The 19,031-nt window shown below is 73.5% G+C and carries 16 protein-coding genes and 7 tRNA genes; 11 read left to right on the forward strand and 12 right to left on the reverse strand.

Annotation, left to right across the window (positions count from 1 at the left end):
* Positions 1-36 precede the first annotated feature (36 nt).
* The 4 genes from RY076_RS12710 (at position 37) to RY076_RS12725 (ending at position 5,029) form a co-directional block, all read left to right on the forward strand.
* Entirely contained in the window at positions 37-1,392 is a 1,356-nt protein-coding gene (locus RY076_RS12710; RefSeq protein ID WP_323098536.1) for an anaerobic C4-dicarboxylate transporter family protein, read from the forward strand.
* Positions 1,393-1,456: 64 nt separating this feature from the next.
* On the forward strand, positions 1,457-2,809 hold the full coding sequence (locus RY076_RS12715; protein ID WP_323098539.1) for a M20/M25/M40 family metallo-hydrolase: 1,353 nt from the start codon (positions 1,457-1,459) through the stop codon (positions 2,807-2,809).
* Entirely contained in the window at positions 2,799-4,340 is a 1,542-nt protein-coding gene (locus RY076_RS12720) for an MFS transporter (RefSeq protein WP_323098540.1), read from the forward strand. The genes RY076_RS12715 and RY076_RS12720 overlap by 11 nt, the downstream gene beginning before the upstream one ends.
* A 200-nt stretch (positions 4,341-4,540) precedes the next feature.
* Positions 4,541-5,029 carry a DUF1269 domain-containing protein gene (locus RY076_RS12725; protein WP_323098542.1) on the forward strand — a complete coding sequence of 163 codons (489 nt, stop codon included), beginning with the start codon at positions 4,541-4,543 and terminating at the stop codon, positions 5,027-5,029.
* 67 nt (positions 5,030-5,096) lie between these two features.
* Here RY076_RS12725 and RY076_RS12730 read toward each other — a convergent pair.
* The 8 genes from RY076_RS12730 to RY076_RS12765 all read right to left on the reverse strand — a co-directional run bounded on the left by RY076_RS12730 (position 5,097) and on the right by RY076_RS12765 (position 7,287).
* Positions 5,097-5,168 (reverse strand) — tRNA-Val (locus tag RY076_RS12730).
* Between the two features lie 77 nt (positions 5,169-5,245).
* Positions 5,246-5,321, reverse strand: a tRNA-Gly gene (locus RY076_RS12735).
* A 168-nt stretch (positions 5,322-5,489) separates the two neighbouring features.
* Positions 5,490-5,564, reverse strand: a tRNA-Val gene (locus tag RY076_RS12740).
* A 77-nt stretch (positions 5,565-5,641) separates the two neighbouring features.
* Positions 5,642-5,717, reverse strand: a tRNA-Gly gene (locus RY076_RS12745).
* Between the two features lie 168 nt (positions 5,718-5,885).
* A tRNA-Val gene (locus RY076_RS12750) sits at positions 5,886-5,960 on the reverse strand.
* A gap of 17 nt (positions 5,961-5,977) precedes the next feature.
* Positions 5,978-6,048: transfer RNA gene (locus RY076_RS12755), tRNA-Cys, on the reverse strand.
* Between the two features lie 29 nt (positions 6,049-6,077).
* Positions 6,078-6,150, reverse strand: a tRNA-Gly gene (locus RY076_RS12760).
* A 45-nt stretch (positions 6,151-6,195) separates the two neighbouring features.
* Positions 6,196-7,287 (reverse strand): YihY/virulence factor BrkB family protein, encoded by a 1,092-nt coding sequence (locus RY076_RS12765; RefSeq protein ID WP_323098544.1) that lies wholly within the window; start codon positions 7,285-7,287, stop codon positions 6,196-6,198.
* Positions 7,288-7,379: 92 nt separating this feature from the next.
* On the opposite strand from RY076_RS12765, the gene RY076_RS12770 reads away from it, so the two are divergent.
* Positions 7,380-9,038, forward strand: a complete 1,659-nt coding sequence (locus tag RY076_RS12770) for an acyl-CoA dehydrogenase family protein (protein ID WP_323098545.1) — start codon at positions 7,380-7,382, stop codon at positions 9,036-9,038.
* Between the two features lie 22 nt (positions 9,039-9,060).
* Here the strand turns inward: RY076_RS12770 and RY076_RS12775 are convergent, their stop codons facing one another.
* Positions 9,061-10,002 carry a polyphosphate kinase 2 family protein gene (locus RY076_RS12775; RefSeq protein WP_323098546.1) on the reverse strand — a complete coding sequence of 314 codons (942 nt, stop codon included), beginning with the start codon at positions 10,000-10,002 and terminating at the stop codon, positions 9,061-9,063.
* A 103-nt stretch (positions 10,003-10,105) separates the two neighbouring features.
* Here RY076_RS12775 and RY076_RS12780 point away from each other — a divergent pair, with 103 nt between their 5' ends.
* On the forward strand, positions 10,106-10,849 hold the full coding sequence (locus tag RY076_RS12780; RefSeq protein WP_323098548.1) for a dihydrofolate reductase family protein: 744 nt from the start codon (positions 10,106-10,108) through the stop codon (positions 10,847-10,849).
* Between the two features lie 3 nt (positions 10,850-10,852).
* On the opposite strand, the gene RY076_RS12785 is transcribed toward RY076_RS12780, so the two are convergent.
* Positions 10,853-12,073 carry an alpha/beta hydrolase family protein gene (locus RY076_RS12785; RefSeq protein ID WP_413785773.1) on the reverse strand — a complete coding sequence of 407 codons (1,221 nt, stop codon included), beginning with the start codon at positions 12,071-12,073 and terminating at the stop codon, positions 10,853-10,855.
* A 276-nt stretch (positions 12,074-12,349) separates the two neighbouring features.
* Here RY076_RS12785 and RY076_RS12790 point away from each other — a divergent pair, with 276 nt between their 5' ends.
* The 3 genes from RY076_RS12790 to RY076_RS12800 all read left to right on the forward strand — a co-directional run bounded on the left by RY076_RS12790 (position 12,350) and on the right by RY076_RS12800 (position 14,684).
* Positions 12,350-13,675, forward strand: a complete 1,326-nt coding sequence (locus RY076_RS12790; protein WP_323098552.1) for a vWA domain-containing protein — start codon at positions 12,350-12,352, stop codon at positions 13,673-13,675.
* A gap of 121 nt (positions 13,676-13,796) precedes the next feature.
* Complete coding sequence (gene msrB / locus RY076_RS12795) at positions 13,797-14,246, forward strand: peptide-methionine (R)-S-oxide reductase MsrB (protein WP_323098554.1); 450 nt, start codon at positions 13,797-13,799, stop codon at positions 14,244-14,246.
* 24 nt (positions 14,247-14,270) lie between these two features.
* Entirely contained in the window at positions 14,271-14,684 is a 414-nt protein-coding gene (locus RY076_RS12800) for a DUF1707 SHOCT-like domain-containing protein (protein WP_323098555.1), read from the forward strand.
* Positions 14,685-14,732: 48 nt separating this feature from the next.
* On the opposite strand, the gene hemQ is transcribed toward RY076_RS12800, so the two are convergent.
* Both hemQ and hemG read right to left on the reverse strand, forming a co-directional pair.
* Positions 14,733-15,434 (reverse strand): hydrogen peroxide-dependent heme synthase, encoded by a 702-nt coding sequence (gene hemQ / locus RY076_RS12805; RefSeq protein ID WP_323098556.1) that lies wholly within the window; start codon positions 15,432-15,434, stop codon positions 14,733-14,735.
* Positions 15,435-15,441: 7 nt separating this feature from the next.
* A complete protein-coding gene (gene hemG, locus RY076_RS12810; protein ID WP_323098557.1) occupies positions 15,442-16,845 on the reverse strand; it encodes a protoporphyrinogen oxidase in 1,404 nt (467 codons plus the stop codon).
* An 83-nt stretch (positions 16,846-16,928) separates the two neighbouring features.
* Between hemG and RY076_RS12815 the strand changes: the two genes are divergently transcribed.
* Together RY076_RS12815 and RY076_RS12820 are read left to right on the forward strand one after the other, a co-directional pair.
* Positions 16,929-17,600 (forward strand): DedA family protein, encoded by a 672-nt coding sequence (locus RY076_RS12815; RefSeq protein WP_323098558.1) that lies wholly within the window; start codon positions 16,929-16,931, stop codon positions 17,598-17,600.
* A gap of 115 nt (positions 17,601-17,715) precedes the next feature.
* Positions 17,716-19,011 carry a DUF4349 domain-containing protein gene (locus tag RY076_RS12820; protein WP_323098560.1) on the forward strand — a complete coding sequence of 432 codons (1,296 nt, stop codon included), beginning with the start codon at positions 17,716-17,718 and terminating at the stop codon, positions 19,009-19,011.
* The last annotated feature ends 20 nt before the right edge of the window (positions 19,012-19,031 follow it).

A 19,031-nucleotide genomic window follows, 5' to 3' on the forward strand; every position in this document is an offset into this window, starting at 1 on the left:
CGCTGGTGCAAGGGCCGATCGCAGGAAGGAATCGACATGAGCGTCAGTTTCGTGCTCGAGGCACTCGTGGTGCTCGGGGCGATCGTCATGGGAACCCGGGCCGGCGGTGTGGGGGTCGGCCTCTGGGGCGGCCTCGGCGTCTTCGTCCTCGTGTTCGTCTTCCGCGAGCCGCCCGGTGAGCCCCCCGCTGCGGCCCTGGCGATCATCCTCGCGGTCGTGACGTCGGCCGCGATGATGCAGGCGGCCGGTGGCATCGACTGGATGGTCTCCGTGGCCGCCAACGTCATCGAGAAGCGGCCGAAGCAGATCACCCTGATCGCCCCGCTCACCGCGTTCCTCTTCTCCATCGGCGCCGGGACGAGCAACATCATCTACCCGCTGCTCCCGGTCATCTACGACGTGTCGTACAAGAACAACATCCGGCCGGCGCGTCCGCTCACGGTGACCGTCGTCCAGTCCGGCATGGCCCTTGCGGCCTCGCCCGTCTCCGCCGCCATGGCGGCGATGCTCACCCTCACCGACGTCGCGCCCTACAACCTCGGCCTGACCCAGATCCTCGCGATCACCATCCCGGCGTGCGTCGTCGGCATCGTCGTCACCTCGCTCGTCGTCAACCGGATGTGGAAGGACCTCGACGACGACCCCGAGGTGCAGGCCAAGATCGCCTCCGGCGCCCTCCTGGCTCCTCAGCTGGCGGGCACGGGCGAGTCCGCGGCGTCACGGCTCACGTACACCAAGGAGGGCCGCAACTCGGCCCTCGCCTTCCTCTTCGGCGTCGTGGCGATCGTCGTGTTCGGGCTCTTCCCCCAGCTGCGGCCGGCTTTCGCCGCCGAGGGCGAGGAAGCCGTTCCCATCGACATGACGACGACCATCGTCATGGTGATGTTCGTCGTCGGCGTGGCGATCCTCTTCCTCGGCAAGCCCGAGGTGAAGACGGTCCCGGACCAGTCGGTGTTCAAGGCCGGCATGATCTCGGCGATCGCCCTCTTCGGGATCGCGTGGCTCACCGCCACCTTCATCTCCGCCCACGAGGAGTACATCGTCTCGACGATCGGCGGCTGGGTCACCAGCTGGCAGTTCATCTTCGCCGTAGCCGTCTTCCTCGTCGCCGCCCTGACGACGAGCCAGTCGACGGCGACCCGGACCATCGTGCCCATCGGCCTCGCCGCCGGGCTCCCGGCCGGGGTCGTCACCGGCATGTGGGCCGGCGCGCTGAGCGGCGTCTACACCCTGCCGGCCAACGGCACCCAGATCGCGGCCGCCAACTTCGACCTCACCGGCACGACCAAGCTCGGCACCAAGCTGCTCGACCACAGCTTCTTCGTCCCGATGCTCGTCATGTCGGTCGTGACCATCGCCGTGGGCGCCCTCATCGGCGGCATCTTCTTCTGACGCAAGGCATCCCGCACCGCACAGACACAGACACAGACACGACACCGACGCTGGAGGACCGACCATGCACGTACAGGAGATCGCCGCCCGGACCACGGACCTCATGCCCGGTGTCGTCGCGGACCTCGAGACCCTGATCAGGATCCCGTCCATCGCCTTCCCCGGGTACCCGAGCGAGCCCGTCCACCAGATGGCGGACACGACGCTACAGCTGTTCCGCGATGCCGGCTTCACGGACGCCCGCCTCATGGACGTGCCGTCCGGGTACCCGCCGATCTACGGCGAGATCCCCGGGCCCGAGGGCTCACCCGTCGTCGTGCTCTACGCCCACTACGACGTCCAGCCGGCGCCTCCGGAGCAGGGCTGGACGAGCGACCCGTGGACGCCGACGCGCAAGGAGGACGGGCGCGTCTACGGCCGTGGCGCGGCCGACGACATCAGCGGGCTCGTGGCGCACCTCGGCACGCTGCGCGTCTTCGACGGGAAGCCGCCGTGCACCGTCAAGCTGATCCTCGAGGGGATGGAGGAGACGGAGAGCAACCTCGAGGCGTTCGTCGAGGCGCACCCGGAGCTGTTCGCGTGCGACCTCTTCGTCATCTGCGACATGGGCAACCTCCGGGTCGGCGAACCCGCTCTGACGACGGCCCTGCGCGGCGACGTCGCGTGCATCGTCACCGTGCGCACCCTCGAGCACCCCCTGCACTCGGGTGTCTTCGGTGGTCCGGCCCCGGACGCCATGATGGCCCTCGCGCGGCTCCTGTCGACCCTGCACGACGACGAGGGCAACGTGACGATCGAGGGGGTCACCGAGACGACCTGGGAGGGCGCCGAGCTCAGCGACGACGACCTCCGGTCGAGCGCCGACGTGCTCGACGGCGTGGCGCTGACGGGCAGCGGACCGATCGGCGGCCGGCTCTGGGCACGCCCGTCGGTCAACGCGATCGGGCTCGACATGACGAGCATCGCGGCGTCGTCCAACGTCCTCATCCCCCAGGCCCGCGCGAAGATCTCCATGCGCATCGTCCCCGGGTCCGAACCCACTGCCGAGCTCGACGCGCTGGTGCGCCACCTCGAGTCGCACGCGCCGTGGGGCGCCAAGGTGGAGGTCCAGCGCACCAAGGCGGCGCCGCCGTTCCTGTGCCGCACCGACGGTCCGGGGTACGCCGCTGCGCGGGAGGCCCTGAGCGAGGCCTTCGGTCGCCCCGCCGGGGAGGCCGGGTGCGGCGGGTCGATCCCCCTCCTGCGGACGCTCCAGCAGGCGGCACCGGACGCCGAGTTCGTCCTCTGGGGGCCCGAGGACGTCGCCGCGTCGCGGATCCACGCCTCCGACGAGAGCGTCGACGTGTCGGAGATCGAGAAGCTGATCGTGACCCAGGCACTCCTGCTCCAGCGACTGGCGGACGGTCATGTCGGGTAGAGGCTCGCCCGTCGGGACGGGTGGCTCGGTCGGGTCCGGGGCGGGCGCGACCGCCGGAGCCGGAGGCGTCCTCGCCGCCACGTGCCTGTCGACCTTCGTCGTCAACGCCAACACCTCGGCCGTGAGCATCCTGCTGCCCGCCATCAGCGCCGACACCGGCACGGACGTGACGACGCTGCAGTGGGCGGTCACCGGGTACTCCCTCGTCGGTGCCGCCGTCATCGTGACGTCGGGCTCGCTCGGCGACGTCTTCGGTCGCAAGCGCGTCTTCCAGCTCGGCCTCGTGCTGTTCGTCGTGTCGTGCGTCCTCATCGCCCTGTCGCACTCCGGCGGTGCCGTCATCGCCGGTCGCTTCATCCAGGGGGCCGCCGGCGCCACGATCCTCGCCTGCGGCCTGAGCCTGCTGTCCGTGGCGAACAGCGGAGAGGCACAGCTGCGGGCCGTCTCGTTCTGGGGCGCAGCGGCGGCCGTCGGCGCCGCGGCCGGCCCGCTCATGGGTGGTGCGCTCGTCACGGTCGCCGGATGGCAGGGGCTCTTCTGGGTCGACGCGGTGATCGGAGCGATCTGCATCCTCATCGCGGCGGCCAAGGTGTCCGAGTCGCGCGACCCGACCCGTTCGCGGTCCATCGACTACGCCGGCTCGGCCCTCATCGCCCTGACCCTGGGGCCGGTCATCCTGGCCCTGAGCAAGGGGAGCTCGTGGGGCTGGGTCTCGGCCGCGACCATCGGGTGCCTCGCGGTCGGGGTCGCCGCGGGCATCGGGTTCGTCATGGTCGAGCAGCGGGTCGCCGTGCCCATGCTCGACCTGGCACTGCTGCGCAACCGCATCCTCGTCGGCTCGACCATCGCCATCCTCATCGGCGCGGGAACCATCAACGCCCTGATGTACCTGCTCAGCCTCTACTTCCAGGACCCGGACACGCTCGGCTTCACGACGCTGCAGGCGGGCCTCGCCACCCTTCCGGCCACCGTGGGGCTCGTCGCCATCGCGGCGGCGGTGCCGCGGCTCACCGCCCGGCTCGGGGGGCGCCAGGTGGTGGGCCTCGGGTTCCTCCTCACAGCCATCGGCTTCGCCGCCATCGGCTTCGTCGACGCCTCATGGGCCTACCGCGCCTTCCTCCTGCCCCTCGTGGCCGTGGCGGTCGGCATGGGGCTCTCGAACGGGCCGGCCTCCTCGGCGTCGACGGCCTGCGTCCCGGCGCACCAGGTCGGCTCCGCCTCCGGGGTCTCCAACATGGCCCGCTACGTCGGGGCCGCCGTGGCGACGGCGCTCGCCGCCACGATCTACGGCGGCGTCATCGCCGACCGCACGGCGCAGGGCCAGCCGCCGGGCGACGCGCTCGCCTCGGGTCTCGCGGCGGCGTCCTGGGTCATGGCGGTCATCAGCCTCGCGGGCGTGGCGATGGCGGTCGTCATGGGCCGCCACCAGGCCGCGCGGGGCACCCTCCAGGACGCGGCCGCCGCGGCGGCGTCCTCCACCTCCCTGACGCTGCCGACCACGGCATCGGGGCGCGTCACCACCGGTGCCTAGCCGGAGGGGCGACCCGCCCGACGGGCCGACGAGGGGCCCACATCTCAGCCTGCGAGGGGGACGAACCGCGCGGCCGCGAGCGGCAGGGTGGTCCTCGCGGGACAGGCGCGCCCCGAAGACGCAGGTGCCTGCCGACGACACCACTCGCAACCACCGCCGCACGGCCGACCGGTCGACGGCGCCAGGCAAAGGAGCATGACATGGCTGCTTTCACGGTGTGGAAGTTCGACGACCCGGGCGGTGCCGCGCAGGCGGAGTCCGTCCTCGAGGGCTGCCAGACCGACGGGTTCCTCAAGATCATCGACCACGCGGTCGTCACGTGGCCCGTCGGCGAGGACAAGCCCCAGATGTCCCACAGCAACGACGAGAAGTGGCGGGGCACCGGATGGGGCGCGCTGTGGGGTGTCCTCGTCGGTGCCCTCTTCTTCGTCCCGGTCGTCGGCGGCATCGTCGGCGCGGGGATCGGCGCCATCAGCAAGATCACCGAGGACGCGGGGATCACCAAGGAGCAGCTGGAGACCATCCGGACCCAGGTGACCCCGGGCACCTCCGCGCTCTTCGTCGTCACCGAGGACGGTGACCTGGACCGGGTCGGTGAGCGTTTCCGCGGGATGCACAACACCCTCATCGCCACCAACCTCACCGACGGCGAGCGCGACATGCTCCTCGAGAGCTTCGGCGGGCGCTGAGCGCCGGCACGCAGATGCGAACGGCCCCCGACCGGTGTCGCGCAGGTCGGGGGCCGTCTCGTGCGGGTGGGCGATACTGGGTTTGAACCAGTGACCTCTTCCGTGTCAAGGAAGCGCGCTACCACTGCGCCAATCGCCCTCTGGTGGTGCACGATCCGGGCTGCGCCGGACCGCCAACGGAAGGGCCTCACGACCGAGGTCGTGAGGCCTTCCTGCTGGAGCGGACGACCGGGCTCGAACCGGCGACCTCAACCTTGGCAAGGTTGCGCTCTACCAACTGAGCTACGTCCGCACGTGCTGCTCCGGGGCGTGCCCTCGGCTGCGAGGTAGACCATAGCGGACGCGTCGCGCGACGGCGAATCCGCCTGCCCGACATGCCCCGTCGCCCGCCCGCGGCGCCGCGGCGCCCGGACCCCCGAGACGGCGAGAGGCCCCCGGCGGTGCCGGGGGCCTCTCCTGCTGGTGGGCGATACTGGGTTTGAACCAGTGACCTCTTCCGTGTCAAGGAAGCGCGCTACCACTGCGCCAATCGCCCTCTGGTGGTGCACGATCCGGGCTGCGCCGGACCGCCAACGGAAGGGCCTCACGACCGAGGTCGTGAGGCCTTCCTGCTGGAGCGGACGACCGGGCTCGAACCGGCGACCTCAACCTTGGCAAGGTTGCGCTCTACCAACTGAGCTACGTCCGCACGTGCTGCTCCGGGGCGTGCCCTCGGCTGCGAGGTAGACCATAGCGGACGCGTCGCGCGACGGCGAATCCGCCTGCCCGACATGCCCCGTCGCCCGCCCGCGGCGCCGCGGCGCCCGGACCCCCGAGACGGCGAGAGGCCCCCGGCGGTGCCGGGGGCCTCTCCTGCTGGTGGGCGATACTGGGTTTGAACCAGTGACCTCTTCCGTGTCAAGGAAGCGCGCTACCACTGCGCCAATCGCCCTGGGGTGTTGCTACCCGAGGTGGAGACGGGATTTGAACCCGTGTACGCGGCTTTGCAGGCCGCTGCCTCGCCTCTCGGCCACTCCACCGTGTGAAGGCAAGTACCGATTTGCCTCCGAGCGGACGACCGGGCTCGAACCGGCGACCTCAACCTTGGCAAGGTTGCGCTCTACCAACTGAGCTACGTCCGCGGGAACACCAGCGATGTAACTTCCCCGCTCGGTGCGAGGTAGACATTAGCGGATGGATCTGCGCGACACCAAACCGGCCCCACGCTCCCCCACGACCCCCTCCTGAGCCCCGGAGCCCGACGGCTCGGACGCGTCGGACGGCTCGGACGCGTCGGACGCCTCCGGCACGCGGGTGCGGCGGCTGCGCGCCACCTGACGCTCCTCGGCGCGCCGGCGGGCGAGCCACTCGGCGAGGCTCGGGGGCCGGTGCTCGGTCAGCTCGACGGGCCACAGCACGCGGGTGGCCGCGTTGAGGCCGGCCCCGATGAGGATGGCGATGGCGAGGAAGTAGAGCCAGATGAGCAGGACGATGGGGGCGCTGAGCGGGCCGTAGATCGTCGAGCCGCCCAGGGAGGCCTCGAGCGAGATGCGCACGAGGTAGGAGGCGCCGAGCCAGATCGCCAGGGCGAGCAGGGCCCCGGGGACGTCGCGCCACCAGGGCCCGCGCCGCGGCGTCGCCACGTGGTAGAGCGTCGTCAGCGCGACGACGCTGAAGACGAGCACCGCCGGCCAGTAGAGGTAGCGCAGGAAGCCGAGGGAGTCGGGCAGCCACCCCGACACCAGCTGCGGACCGAGCAGCACGAGCGGCAGCAGGATGATGCCGGCCACGGTGCTGACCGTGTAGAGCGCGAGGCTCAGGGCCCGCAACCGGATGATGCCGCGCACGTCCTTCTGCCCGTACATGATCGAGACGGTGTCGATGAAGACGTTGAGGGCGCGCGATCCCGACCACAGCGACAGGAGGAAACCGACCGAGACGAGCTCGGGCCGTCCCCGGCCGAGGACGTCCTGGACCGTCGGCACGAGCAGGTCGCTGATGCTGTCCTCGGTGAGGAAGCGCGCCGCGTACTCCCGGATCGACTCGACGACGGTGTCGACGTTCTCGGGCCCGATCCACGCGCTGACGTAGCCGAGCCCGCCGAAGAGGCCGAGCACGAGCGGAGGCAGGGACAGGAGCATGAAGAAGGCGGCCTCGGCGGCGAGGCCGGTGACCCGGTAGTCGAGGCAGACGTCGACGGTCCGCACCGTGAGCCGCCCGACGGCGAGGCCGCCGGGTACCCGTCGCAGGGTCGCTCGCGCCCGCTCCTTGACCGTCATCGGCACGAGGCTATCCCGCGGCGCGGCGCGCGTGAGGAGCGCGACACCGCGCGCACCGACCCCGACGCGTCGGGGCGTCCTACGCTCGGGCGATGAGCACGCACGAGGTGACCAACCAGGTGCCGCCCTACGAGGGCCACGACCTCCTCGCGGAGGACCCGGCCCTCGCCGAGGCCGTGCGCCGGTGGGTGCCGGAGGCGGACGTCGAGGGCCCGGTCGGGCTGGCCGACCTCGCGCGCCGGGCGGGCTCGGGCGAGGCGCTCGAGCACGGCCGTCTCGCCGACACCCACCCGCCGGTCCTGCGCACCCACGACGCGCGCGGCAACCGCGTCGACGAGGTCGAGTTCCACCCGTCATGGCACTGGCTCATGGAGCGCGCCGTCGGCGCGGGCCTCACGGCCGAACCGTGGACGCGTCCGGCCGGGTCGGGCGCCCACGCGCGCCGCGCCGCCGGCTTCATGGTCTGGTCGCGGGTCGAGGCCGGCCACGGCTGCCCCGTCTCCATGACCTACGCCGCGGGTTCGGCGCTGCGCCACGACCCGACGCTGGCCGGGCGCTGGCTGCCGGCCCTCGCCAGCCGCCGGTACGAGTTCGGCATCCGGCCGGTCACGACCAAGGCCGGGGCCATCGCCGGGATGGGCATGACCGAGAAGCAGGGCGGCTCGGACGTGCGCGCCAACACGACGCAGGCGGCGCCCGTCCCCGGCGGTCCGCTGCCCGGCGAGACGTACCGGCTCACGGGTCACAAGTGGTTCTGCTCGGCACCGATGTCGGACGTCTTCCTCGTCCTCGCGCAGGCGCCGGGCGGGCTGACGTGCTTCGTCGTGCCGCGCGCCCTCGACGACGGCAGCCGCAACCCCTTTGCGCTCCAGCGCCTCAAGGACAAGCTCGGCAACCACTCGAACGCCTCGAGCGAGGTCGAGCTGGACGGCACCTGGGGCAGCCGCCTCGGCGACGAGGGCCGCGGTGTCCGCACCATCATCGACATGGTCGGCGCGACGCGCCTGGACTGCGTGCTCGGCTCGACGGCGACGACGCGCGACGCCGTGGCCCGTGCCGTGCACCACGCTCGCCACCGCAGCGCCTTCGGGGCGCGGCTCGTCGACCAGCCGCTCATGCGCAACGTGCTCGCCGACCTCGCCCTCGAGGCCGAGGCGGCGACGGTCCTCGCGATGCGCCTCGCCCACGCGGTCGACGCCGGCGAGACCGACCTGGCGCGCCTCGGCGTCGCCCTCGGCAAGTTCTGGGTGTGCAAGCGCACGGCCCCCGTCGTCGCCGAGGCCCTCGAGTGCCTGGGCGGCAACGGCTACGTCGAGGAGAACGGCCTGGCCCGCCTTTACCGCGAGGCGCCCCTCAACTCCATCTGGGAGGGCTCGGGCAACGTCAACGCCCTCGACGTCGTCCGGGCGCTCGACCGGGAGCCGGCGAGCCTCGAGGCCCTCGAGAAGGAGCTGCACCGAGTGCGGGGACGCAGCCACGAGCTCGACGCGCTCGTCGACGCCGCGGTGGGCCGGGCCCGATCTCTCGACGCCGCGACGGCAGCAGCCGCCTTCGAGGCGCGGTCGGTCGTCGAGGGTCTGGCGCTCGCGCTGCAGGCAGCCCTCGTCGTCGAGCACTCCCCCGCCGCCGTGGCCGACGCGTTCGTCGCGAGCCGCGTCGCCGGTGGGCGCGGGGCACGGGGCACCGTCTTCGGCACGCTCGGCGCCGACCTCGCCGGCGCCGCCGGCGCGGTGCTCGACCGCGCCGGCTGACGCCGCAGCGCCCTCGGGCGCCTCAGCTCTCCGAGAGCCGGCGCTTCTCCACCTCGACATCGAAGTCGGCGTCGGGCCACTGCAGGTGCATCTCACGCAGGGCCTCGAGCAACAGCTGCTGGACGGCGAGGCGCGCGTACCACTTGCGGTCGGCCGGCACGACGTACCAGGGCGACCCGACGGTCGAGCACTTGTCGAGGGCGGTCTGGTAGGCCTCCATGTAGTCGAGCCAGCGGCTGCGCTCGTCGACGTCGCCGGGGTTGTACTTCCAGTGCTTGTCGGGGCGGTCGAGGCGCTCCTGCAGGCGGGCGCGCTGCTCGTCCTTGGACAGGTGGAGCATCACCTTGACGACCTGCGTGCCGGACCGCTCGACCTCGCGCTCGAAGGCGTTGATCTGCGCGTACCGCTTGCGCCACACCTCCTCCGGCACGAGGTCGTGCACACGGACGACGAGGACGTCCTCGTAGTGCGAGCGGTCGAAGACGCCGAGCTGACCCGGACCGGGAAGGGCCCGTTCGATGCGCCAGAGGAAGTCGTGCTTCCTCTCCTCGTCGCTCGGCGCCTTGAAGGCCGTCGCCTTGACGCCCTCGGGGTTGACCGACACGACGTGGCGCATGATGCCGCCCTTGCCCGAGGTGTCCATGCCCTGCACGACGAGCAGCACCGAGCGGCTCGCGCCGGCCGTCGACTCGGCCCACAGCCGCTCGAGCAGGTCGCCGAGCTCGGACTCCCCCGCAGCCAGCGCCGCCTCGCCCCCGGACTTGCCGCCGTCGAACGCGGGTGTCGACGACGGGTCGACGTCGGCGAGGACGAAGCCCTTCCCGACCCGCAGGGCGTCGGCGAACCCGTTGAGGATCGCGCCCTCACCGACCGCCGCGGCCGCTGCCTCCGCGGCCTTGCGGGCCTTCTTCTCGGCCTTCTTGCGGCCCTTGTCGGACCCCTTCTTCGACCCCTTCTTGCCCATGGTCGTCATCCTGCCCGACCGGCAGCCGCAGCAGGGCCGACGCGCGGCACGCATCGTGGCCACGGGGCCGCGGCCGGAGACGCGGGGTGGCCATACTGGCCGCATGCGCCTCCTCGTGCCGGGCCAGACCGGCCTCGACCCGTTCACCGAGCTCGACGCCGACGGCCTCGTGGCGGCCTACCGGTCGCCGGGCGACACGTGGCTGCGCGCCAACATGGTCACGACGCTCGACGGCGCCGCCACCGGCCCCGACGGGCGGTCCGGCTCGATCAACAGCGACGCCGACCACGTCGTCTTCGAGCTGCTCCGGGCGCTGAGCCACTGCGTCGTCGTCGGGGCGGGCACGGTACGCACCGAGGGCTACCCGGCACTCGCGGTCGACGCGTCGTTGACGGCACTGCGCGCGCAGGAGGGTCTCCCCGAGGCGCTGCCGCTCGTCGTCGTCAGCAACTCGGGGCAGGTGCCGGATTCGGTGCGCCCGTTCACGGACGGCTCGGTGCTGCTGGCGGTGCCGGCCGGCTCGGACGGTCTCGGCGCGGCCCGCGAGGCACTGGGGGCCGGCAACGTCCTCGTGCACGGCACCGACCGCGTCGACCTCGCCTCCCTCGTCGCCGACCTCCACGCCCGGGGGTGGACCCGGGTGCACACCGAGGGCGGTCCGGGCCTGCTGGGCAGCCTGCTCGCGGCGGGGCTCGTCGACGAGCTCTGCTTCACGGTGACCCCGGCGGTCGTCGGAGACGACGCGCGACGGCCGGTCGCCGGTCCCGCGCTCGACGTCGACCTCGACCTCGAGGTGCTCGTCGAGCAGGACGCGACGCTGCTCGGCCGCTGGCTGGTGCGTCGCTGAGCGTCAGGGCCCGACGCGCCGAAGCGGGGAGCCGAGGCCGCCCACGAAGTCGCCGACGACGCGCTCCCACCGTTCGGCGTCGTGGTTCCACTCGCGGCAGTGACGAGCCACCTCCCACCGCTCGAACCGGACGAGGTCGGGCCGTCGCGCCGCGAGCGCGACGGCGGGCCCGATCGGCACGAAGTCGTCGCCGTCGGAGTGGATGACGAGCATCGGCACACGCAGCTCGTCGGCACGGGCCACCCAGTCGGTGCGGGCGACGTCGATGGGCTCGCGGACGCCGACCAGCCGGCGGCTGCGCGCCGAGCCCATGAGGTCGGTGGCGACCCGCACGAGCGGGCCGGGCAGCCGGTGCAGCCGCCCGTGGTGGCGCAGCACGACGCCCCAGTCGAGCACCGCCGAGTCGAGGGCCACCCCGACGACGCGGTCGGCGAGCGGCGAGCGGTCCAGGGCCTGCAGCACGACGGCCCCGCCCATCGACCAGCCGAAGAGGAGCAGCCGACGCGCTCCGTGGGACACGGCGTGGGCCATGGCCGCCTCGACGTCACGCCACTCCGAGAGCCCGAGGTTGTACCGGCCGTCCGGGCCACGCGGGGCGTCACGGTCGTTGCGGTAGGAGGTGACGAGGCAGGTCCAGCCCGCCTCGCGCAGCACCGGCACGGCCCGCAGCGTCTCCTCCCGGCGGGCGCCGCGCCCGTGCACGAGCACGGCCCAGTCGCGCCCGCGCCGGCGTCCCCGCGATACGCCGGCCGCGGGACGCACGACCCAGCCGGGCAGGGGGCCGACGTCCGAGAGCACCGAGACGTCCTCGTCGGGCAGCCCCAGGGTGACGCGTGGCCGGTCCCAGTAGTAGTACTGGTTCCACCGGGCCGGGCCGGGCACAAGCCGGCCCCGGTCGACCGACAGCAGCCGCCGGGTCACCGACGCGTCGTCGGCCGCGACGATCTCCCCGACCCGGGCGTGGCCGAGGCCGCCGTCGAGCCACAGCCCGTAGCGGCCCGGCACGACCGGGTCGGGCGCGGCGGCGAACCGGACGGTCTGCTCGTCGCACTCGAGGACGACGACGTCGTCGGGCTGCAGCTCGTCCGGGGTCAGGACGCGTCGGGCGAAGTAGGCGGCGGCCGCCACCGACCCGGCGGCGGCCCCCACGGCGGTGCCGGCCCCCGCCGCGGCCGCGGCGAGGAGCGGGCGCGGGACCCTCTGGCGCTGCTCCACGGGCCCCATCGTGGCAAAGCCTGCCCCGCGCGTCCCAGCAGCACCACTTTTCGGCGGTTCTCGTATCAAAACGGACGAACGGGAACACGGTAGGAGCAGGGAGCCTCGGGCGGACGCCTCCACCGGCCGGACCCGACCGCTCCCCGGTCCACCACCAGGACCGTCGACGGCAGGGGACGACGACATTCGGGGTCGTGACGTCGCGCCGACCGCCTCGGGGCCGCGCCGGGAAGCACGGGCGCCGGCCACCCACCCAACCCTCGCGTCCCACGAAAGGGGACAACCGTGCTCAACGGAATGCGCCGCGGCGCACTCTCGATCCTCGCAACCGGAGCCCTCGTCGCCGTCCCGACCGTCGCGTCCGGAGCCGGTGTCGCGCCGGCCGGCTACGACGACTCGCTCGACCCGGGCCAGACCGTCCACGTGACCAAGACCGTCACAACGCCGGAGATCCCGCCCAAGCCCGACATCGTGCTCGTCGTCGACGAGACCGGCAGCATGGGCTCGGCGATCGCCAACGTGAAGTCGGAGATGAGCTCGATCGTCACGAGCGTGCAGGGCGCGCAGCCGCTCGCCCAGTTCGCCGTGACCTCCTACCGCGACGTCAGCGACGGCGCGCAGCTCTTCCAGGTCGAGACCGGCCTCACCGGCGACCAGACGACCGCGCAGAACGCCATCGACAGCCTCTCCGCGGGCGGCGGCGGCGACCTGCAGGAGGGCCAGCTCAACGCCCTCTGGGAGGTCGGGTCCGGCGGTAACGCCATCGCCTACCGCCCCGGCTCGAGCCGCATCGTCGTGTGGTTCGGCGACGCCAGCGGTCACGACCCGAGCAACGGCCACACCGAGGCCGATGCCCTCGGCTCGCTGCAGGGCGTGTCGGCGCAGGTCATCGCGATCAACGTCAGCTCAGGGTCCGGCGACGGGCTCGATGCGACCGGTCAGGCCTCGCGCATCACGTCGGCCACCTCGGGCACGTTCTTCCCGAGCGTCGCACCCGGCGGCGTGGCCTCGGCCATCCTCGCCGGGCTCGGCAACCTGCCGGCCGAGGTCACCGCGAACGTGTCGTGCGACCCGGGCCTGTCGGTGGCGTACTCGCCGTCGCTGCCGCAGACCGTGACGAGCGGCACCGACCTCGTCCTCGACGAGGCCGTCACCGTCGCCGCGGACGCGCCGCAGGGCTCGACGCTGACGTGTACGACGACGTTCCTCGTCAACGGCGCCGACGCCGGGCCGGACTTCGTCCAGACGGTCCGCATCGCCGTCAACGACGTGACCCCGCCGACGGCCGACTGCGGGCCGGGCGTCAACCCGGCGGGCAAGACGCCGCCCGGGTACGCGTCAGCCGGCTTCTACCGACTGCTCGCCGACGACAACCTGCCCGGGGTGTCGGTGACGGTGTCCGACACGGCCTCCTCGGCCACCTTCGGCCCGTACGCGCCCGGCACGACGATCAAGCTGACGCAGGCGCCGGGGGCCACCCCCTCGGCCGTGCCCGGCTCGGGCGCCGTCGACTGGCACGTCACGGTCAAGGGCGACCTGCTCGTCACCGCCACCGACGCCGCCGGCAACACCGCCACGGCCACGTGCACGGTGCCGCCGAAGCAGAAGTGACGGACCAGGGCTGAGCCGAGCGGCCCGGGCGTGCGCAACCGGCACGCCCGGGCCGTTCCCCGCCGGGACCCCCACAGGGACGCCCCGGGCACAAATGCGGGTGCCGCAGCGTTGCCCGGACATGAGCGACCAGAGCACCTCCCGCCAGCCGTACGCCGTCCAGCGCACCGACGCGGAGTGGCGCGACGCCCTCTCCCCCGCCGAGTACCAGGTGCTGCGCGGGGCCGGCACCGAGCGCGCCTTCACCGGTGAGTACACCGACACCAAGACCCAAGGCGTCTACTCGTGCCGGGCGTGCGGGGCCGAGCTGTTCCGCAGCGACACGAAGTTCGAGTCGCACTGCGGGTGGCCGTCCTTCTACGCCCCGCTCGCGGGCGACAGCGTCGAGTACATCGAGGACGTCAGCTTCGGCATGAAGCGCGTCGAGGTGCGCTGCGCCACGTGCGGCTCGCACATGGGCCACGTGTTCGAGGGCGAGGGCTACGACACGCCGACCGACCAGCGCTACTGCATCAACTCGATCTCCCTGCGGCTCGAGCCCACCACCGGCACGGCGAGCGACGACGCCTGAGGCTGCTGCGCCTAGATTGGTGCCATGGCCGGGGACGACGACCTGCGCATCGGCAGCCAGGAGCGTGAGGACGCGCTGGCTGCCCTCGCGAGCCACCACGAGGCCGGACGCCTCGACGCGTTCGAGTACGAGGACCGCAGGGGCCGCGCCGCCGACGCGGTGACGCGCAGCGACCTCACGGCGCTGTTCACCGACCTGCCCGAACCGCGTCCGGCGTTCCTGTCCAACCCGCCGGCGAAGGCGGGCCGGGTGACGACACCCCCGGCACGCACGCCGTCGCCGGCTCCGCAGGCGCGCAGCGGCGGGCGCGTCGGTCGGACGCTGGTGAGCCTGTCCCCGTTCATCGCGATCGCCGCGTTCTTCCTGACGCGGTCCTGGCTCGCGTTCCTGCTCATCCCCGTCATCGCCATCATCGCCAAGGCCCTCGACGACGACTGAGCCACGGGCCTGCGCGGGCCCGAGGCCTGCGCGCCCAGCGGCCGGCGGTCAGCGCAGGTTGGCGACGAGCTGCGCGGGCTCGATCCGCGGTCCGGTGAAGAACGGGACCTCCTCGCGCACGTGCAGGCGGGCGCGCGACGCCCGCAGCTCGCGCATGAGGTCGACGATGCGGTGCAGCTCGTCGGCCTCGAAGGCGAGGAGCCACTCGTAGTCGCCGAGGGCGAACGAGGCGATGGTGTTGGCCCGCACGTCGGGGTAGTCGCGCGCCATCTGGCCGTGCTCGCGCAGCAGGTCGCGCCGCTCGGAGTCCTCGAGCAGGTACCACTCGTAGGAGCGCACGAACGGGTAGACGCAGAGGTACTGGCGCGTCTCCTCCTCGGCCATGAAGGCCGGGATGTGGCTCTTGTTGAACTCGGCCGGGCGGTGCAGGGCCGCCGAGCTCCAGACCGGCTCGAGGTGCTGGCCGAGCTCGGTGCGCAGCAGCCGGTGGTAGGCCGACTGCAGCTGCTCGATCGACTCGGCGTGCCACCACACCATGACGTCGGCGTCGCCGCGCAGGCCGGCGACGTCATAGAGGCCCCGGACGACGACGCCCTCGCCGGCGATCTCGGCGAGGAAGCCCTCGAGCTCGGCGAGCACGGCGTCACGGTCGTCGCCCAGGGGCGTGGCCGACGCGAACACCGACCACATGCTGTAGCGGATCGTGTCGTTGATCTCCCGCATCCGGGCCGGGGTCAGGCGCTCGCTCATGCCGCCATCATCCCAAGGCGGCCGCGGCGTCCGGCCACCGGGTCAGCACGGCCCGGGCGGCCGCGCGGCCCGAGCCGATGCACGCCGGGATGCCGACGCCGTCGTAGGCGGCCCCGCAGACGGTGAGCCCCGGCGGCAGCGCGCGGGCCGGCCGGATGCGCGCCAGGTGCCCGACGGCGTACTGCGGCAGGCCGCCGCCCCAGCGCTGCACGTGGACCGCCGACGGGTCGGGCAGGCCGTCACCGAGCACGGTGCGCAGGTCGGCGAGCGCCGTGGCCACGAGGTCGTCGTCGGAGCGCTGGAGCGTGGCCTCGTCGCGGTGCCTGCCCAGCGAGGCGCGCAGGAAGGTCCGGTCGGGGTGCGCGCGGGCGAGCCATGGCCACTTGACGGTGCTGAACGTCGAGGCCTTGATCGACAGCGGCTCGGTCGGCGGCACGAGGAAGCCGCTGCCCTCGAGCACCGCCGGCGGCGCACCGTCGAGGCAGAGCGTGACGATCGCCATCGACGCGTACTCGATGGCGGCGAGCGCCGCGGCCGCGTCGGGAGCCGCGTCGGCGAGCAGGCGTGCGGTCGGGCGGGCCGGGGTGGCGAGGACGACGGCGTCGAAGCGCTCGTCCACCTCCGCCGTCGTGGGGCCGGTCGTGACGACCCAGCCGGCACCGTCGGCCCGCAGACGGCGGACCACCGCCCCGGTCCGCAGCCGCACGCCGGCGTCCACGAGCGCGTCGGCGAGCGCCGCCGGGAGCGTGCCCAGCCCGCCCTCGAGCGTGGCGAAGACGGGCTGCCCGGCCGAGGCCGCGGCGGCCGAGGCCACCTCGCGGGCGACCTCGAGCAGCGAGCGTCCCTCGCGCGCGGCCCGGGCCAGCACGGGCACGGCCGCCTCGGCGGAGATGGCGCGGGCGTGGCCGGCGTACACCCCGGCGAGGAGCGGTTCCACCAGGCGGTCGGTGACGGCGCGGCCGAGACGGGCGTCGACGAGGTCGCCGACGGACACGTCGGCGGCACCGGACGGGACGGGGTGCTCGGCCCGCACCCGCTCGACCTCGGCGTCGGACAGGAGCCCGTGGAGCGAGTCGGGGTCGGACGGGACGCCCATGAGCGTTCCCTTCGGCAGCGGCCTGCGCCGGCCGCCCGCCACGACGGAGGCACCGACGGCGGCTGGGTGGGTCAGTCGGCCCGACAGTCCCAGCTCCTCGACCAGGGCCAGCGCCTCGGGCCTGCGGGCGAGCACCGACTCGGCACCGACGTCGACGGCGATCCCCCCGACGTCGGCGAGGCGCAGCTTGCCCCCCACCCGGTCGGTCGACTCGAGCACCGTGACGTCGAGGTCGCCGGCCGCGCGAGACAGCTCCCACGCCGCCGCGAGCCCGCTGATCCCGCCACCGACGACCGCCACGCTCCTGCGACCCATGCGCCCACTGTCGCACCCGGCGCCTCCGGTGCGGGCGCGGGGGCCGGCCCGGGGCCGTCCGGCACGGATGTGAGGATGGGGGCATGACCGCGCAGGCCGCCCCGGAGACCTACGGATCCCCCGAGCTGTCCGGTCTCGTCGGCGTCGCGACGCGTGTCATCGGCGCGCTGGGCGAGGTCGGGGTCGGCGTGCTCACCCTCGTCGAGACCGTCGTGCCCCCGATCCCGAGCGAGGTCGTGCTGCCCCTCGCCGGGTTCATCGCCCGGCAGGGCGGGCTCGACCTGGTCCTGCTCCTCGTGGCGAGCACGCTCGGTGCGTACGTCGGCGCGCTCGTGCTCTACCTGCTCGCGGCCCGGCTGGGCCAGGACCGCGCCGTCGACCTGCTCGCCCGGCTGCCGCTCGTCGACCGCGAGGACTTCCTCCGCGCCACGGAGTGGTTCAGGCAGCACGGACGCAGGTCGGTGCTCTTCGGACGCCTCGTCCCGGGCGTGCGCAGCCTCGTGTCCCTGCCCGCCGGCGCGGTGCGGATGCCCCTGGGCCGGTTCAGCCTCATGACCGTCCTCGGCAGCGCGGTGTGGAACGGCCTGCTCATCGGCCTGGGCTGGGCGCTCGGGTCCCGCTACGAGCTCGTCGAGCAGTACTCCGGGCTGCTCGACTGGGTCGTCCTGTCGGCCGCCGCAGGCCTGCTCGGCTGGCTCGTGGTCCGCCACGTGCGTCGTAGCCGGGTCGCCACGGCCGACCGCGACGACGCCTGAACCGCAGCGCCGCTGGCAACGTTCGGGGGCGCGTCCGTGTCTACCGGTCAGGACGTCGCCGACGGACGTGGCCGGAAGGGGCCACCGGTCCGGGCGACCCGTCGGAAGGCTCGCCATGGACCCGCTCGCCCGCCTGCGCCCCCTCGTCCACCGCGTCCCGGCCGCTCGACGCCGGTGGGTCGCCGCCGCGCTCGTCGCCGTCGCGGTCCTGGCCCTCGCGGTGCCGGTCGGCCTGACCATCCTCGGTCGCGGCGCCGCGTCGAGCGGGTCGAACGGGGCCAGCACGTCGACGCGTGGCTCGCTCGGCTCCGACACGGGGTTCGGCAGCGCCGGTACGCCCCAGGCACCTGCCGAGGGCAAGGCCCTCGCCCCGGGCGCGTCCACGGGGTCCGGTGCATCGTCCGGTACCAGCGGCTCGAACGGCTCGAGCGGGGCGGACGCCGCGGGGTCGTCGGTCCTCGACGCGCTGCCCGCCGACCTCGGCGTCCGGCTCGCACGGACCGCGTGGCTCGGCGTCAAGGTCGGGGACCTCGCCGCCGCGAGCGCCCGGGCGCGGGTGACCACGTCGGAGGCGGGCGGCGTCGTGACCTTCGAGAACGTCGTCACGGCCACCGACCCGACGGGCCTCTACGGTGCCCCGGACGGCGTCCCCTCCCCCGGATCGACCGGTACCGGCACCACGTCCGAGGGTTCCCTCGCGGCACAGCCGGTCGGCGTCGACGAGGCCCGCATGGTGCTGAGCATCCCCGCCGACAAGCTCGACGGCGTCCTGACCGAGCTGTCCGGCCTCGGCTCGGTGTCCTACCGCTCGTCGCAGAGCGAGGACGTCACCGAGACGTACGTCGACGCCCAGGCGCGCGTGCAGCCGGCCCGCGACAGCATCACCCGCGTCCGGGCGCTGCTCGCCAAGGCCACCGACCTCCAGCAGGTCGTCCTGCTCGAGAGCGAGCTGAGCCGCCGCCAGGCCGACCTCGACTCGCTCGTTCGGCGTCTCGCCGACCTCGAACGGCGCACGACGTACAGCGACGTCACCCTGACGATGTGGACCGCGGCGACGACGCCGGTCGTGGCCGCCACCGGTGACGACATCACCTCGCGGCTGCGCGGCGCCTGGGAGGGTCTGCTCACCTCGGCCACCGTCATCCTGACCGGCCTCGCGGCCCTGCTGCCGTGGATCGTCGTCATCGGCCTGGGCGTGCTCGTCGTGATGCGGGTGCGACGCCGCCGCACCGTGGGCTCCCCGGTGCCGGCCGTCGCGACGGCGGGGGCGTCGGGGGCGTCGGGGGCGGCGGGGGCGCCGTCGCCGACCGGGGCCGGAGGCGTCGGGGACCCGGGCGCACCGACCCCGACCGGTGGGCCGAACGCCACGGGCACCCCCGGCGGGGCGGCGGCACCGGCGTCGGACGACTGACGAGCGGCGCGCGGTCGCTG

This window comes from Intrasporangium zincisolvens, assembly GCF_034724055.1.
GTDB classification, from domain to species: domain Bacteria; phylum Actinomycetota; class Actinomycetes; order Actinomycetales; family Dermatophilaceae; genus Monashia; species Monashia zincisolvens.

Bases quoted from the DNA above. Each gene is read 5' to 3' on its own strand.
- RY076_RS12710 (WP_323098536.1), top strand. From the start codon at position 37: ATGAGCGTCAGTTTCGTGCTCGAGGCACTCGTGGTGCTCGGGGCGATC.
- RY076_RS12720 (WP_323098540.1), top strand. From the start codon at position 2,799: ATGTCGGGTAGAGGCTCGCCCGTCGGGACGGGTGGCTCGGTCGGGTCC.
- RY076_RS12785 (WP_413785773.1), bottom strand. From the start codon at position 12,073: ATGGGGCCCGTGGAGCAGCGCCAGAGGGTCCCGCGCCCGCTCCTCGCC.
- RY076_RS12780 (WP_323098548.1), top strand. From the start codon at position 10,106: ATGCGCCTCCTCGTGCCGGGCCAGACCGGCCTCGACCCGTTCACCGAG.
- hemG (WP_323098557.1), bottom strand. From the start codon at position 16,845: ATGGGTCGCAGGAGCGTGGCGGTCGTCGGTGGCGGGATCAGCGGGCTC.
- RY076_RS12775 (WP_323098546.1), bottom strand. From the start codon at position 10,002: ATGGGCAAGAAGGGGTCGAAGAAGGGGTCCGACAAGGGCCGCAAGAAG.
- msrB (WP_323098554.1), top strand. From the start codon at position 13,797: ATGAGCGACCAGAGCACCTCCCGCCAGCCGTACGCCGTCCAGCGCACC.
- RY076_RS12820 (WP_323098560.1), top strand. From the start codon at position 17,716: ATGGACCCGCTCGCCCGCCTGCGCCCCCTCGTCCACCGCGTCCCGGCC.
- RY076_RS12765 (WP_323098544.1), bottom strand. From the start codon at position 7,287: ATGACGGTCAAGGAGCGGGCGCGAGCGACCCTGCGACGGGTACCCGGC.
- RY076_RS12800 (WP_323098555.1), top strand. From the start codon at position 14,271: ATGGCCGGGGACGACGACCTGCGCATCGGCAGCCAGGAGCGTGAGGAC.
- RY076_RS12715 (WP_323098539.1), top strand. From the start codon at position 1,457: ATGCACGTACAGGAGATCGCCGCCCGGACCACGGACCTCATGCCCGGT.
- RY076_RS12725 (WP_323098542.1), top strand. From the start codon at position 4,541: ATGGCTGCTTTCACGGTGTGGAAGTTCGACGACCCGGGCGGTGCCGCG.
- RY076_RS12770 (WP_323098545.1), top strand. From the start codon at position 7,380: ATGAGCACGCACGAGGTGACCAACCAGGTGCCGCCCTACGAGGGCCAC.
- hemQ (WP_323098556.1), bottom strand. From the start codon at position 15,434: ATGAGCGAGCGCCTGACCCCGGCCCGGATGCGGGAGATCAACGACACG.
- RY076_RS12815 (WP_323098558.1), top strand. From the start codon at position 16,929: ATGACCGCGCAGGCCGCCCCGGAGACCTACGGATCCCCCGAGCTGTCC.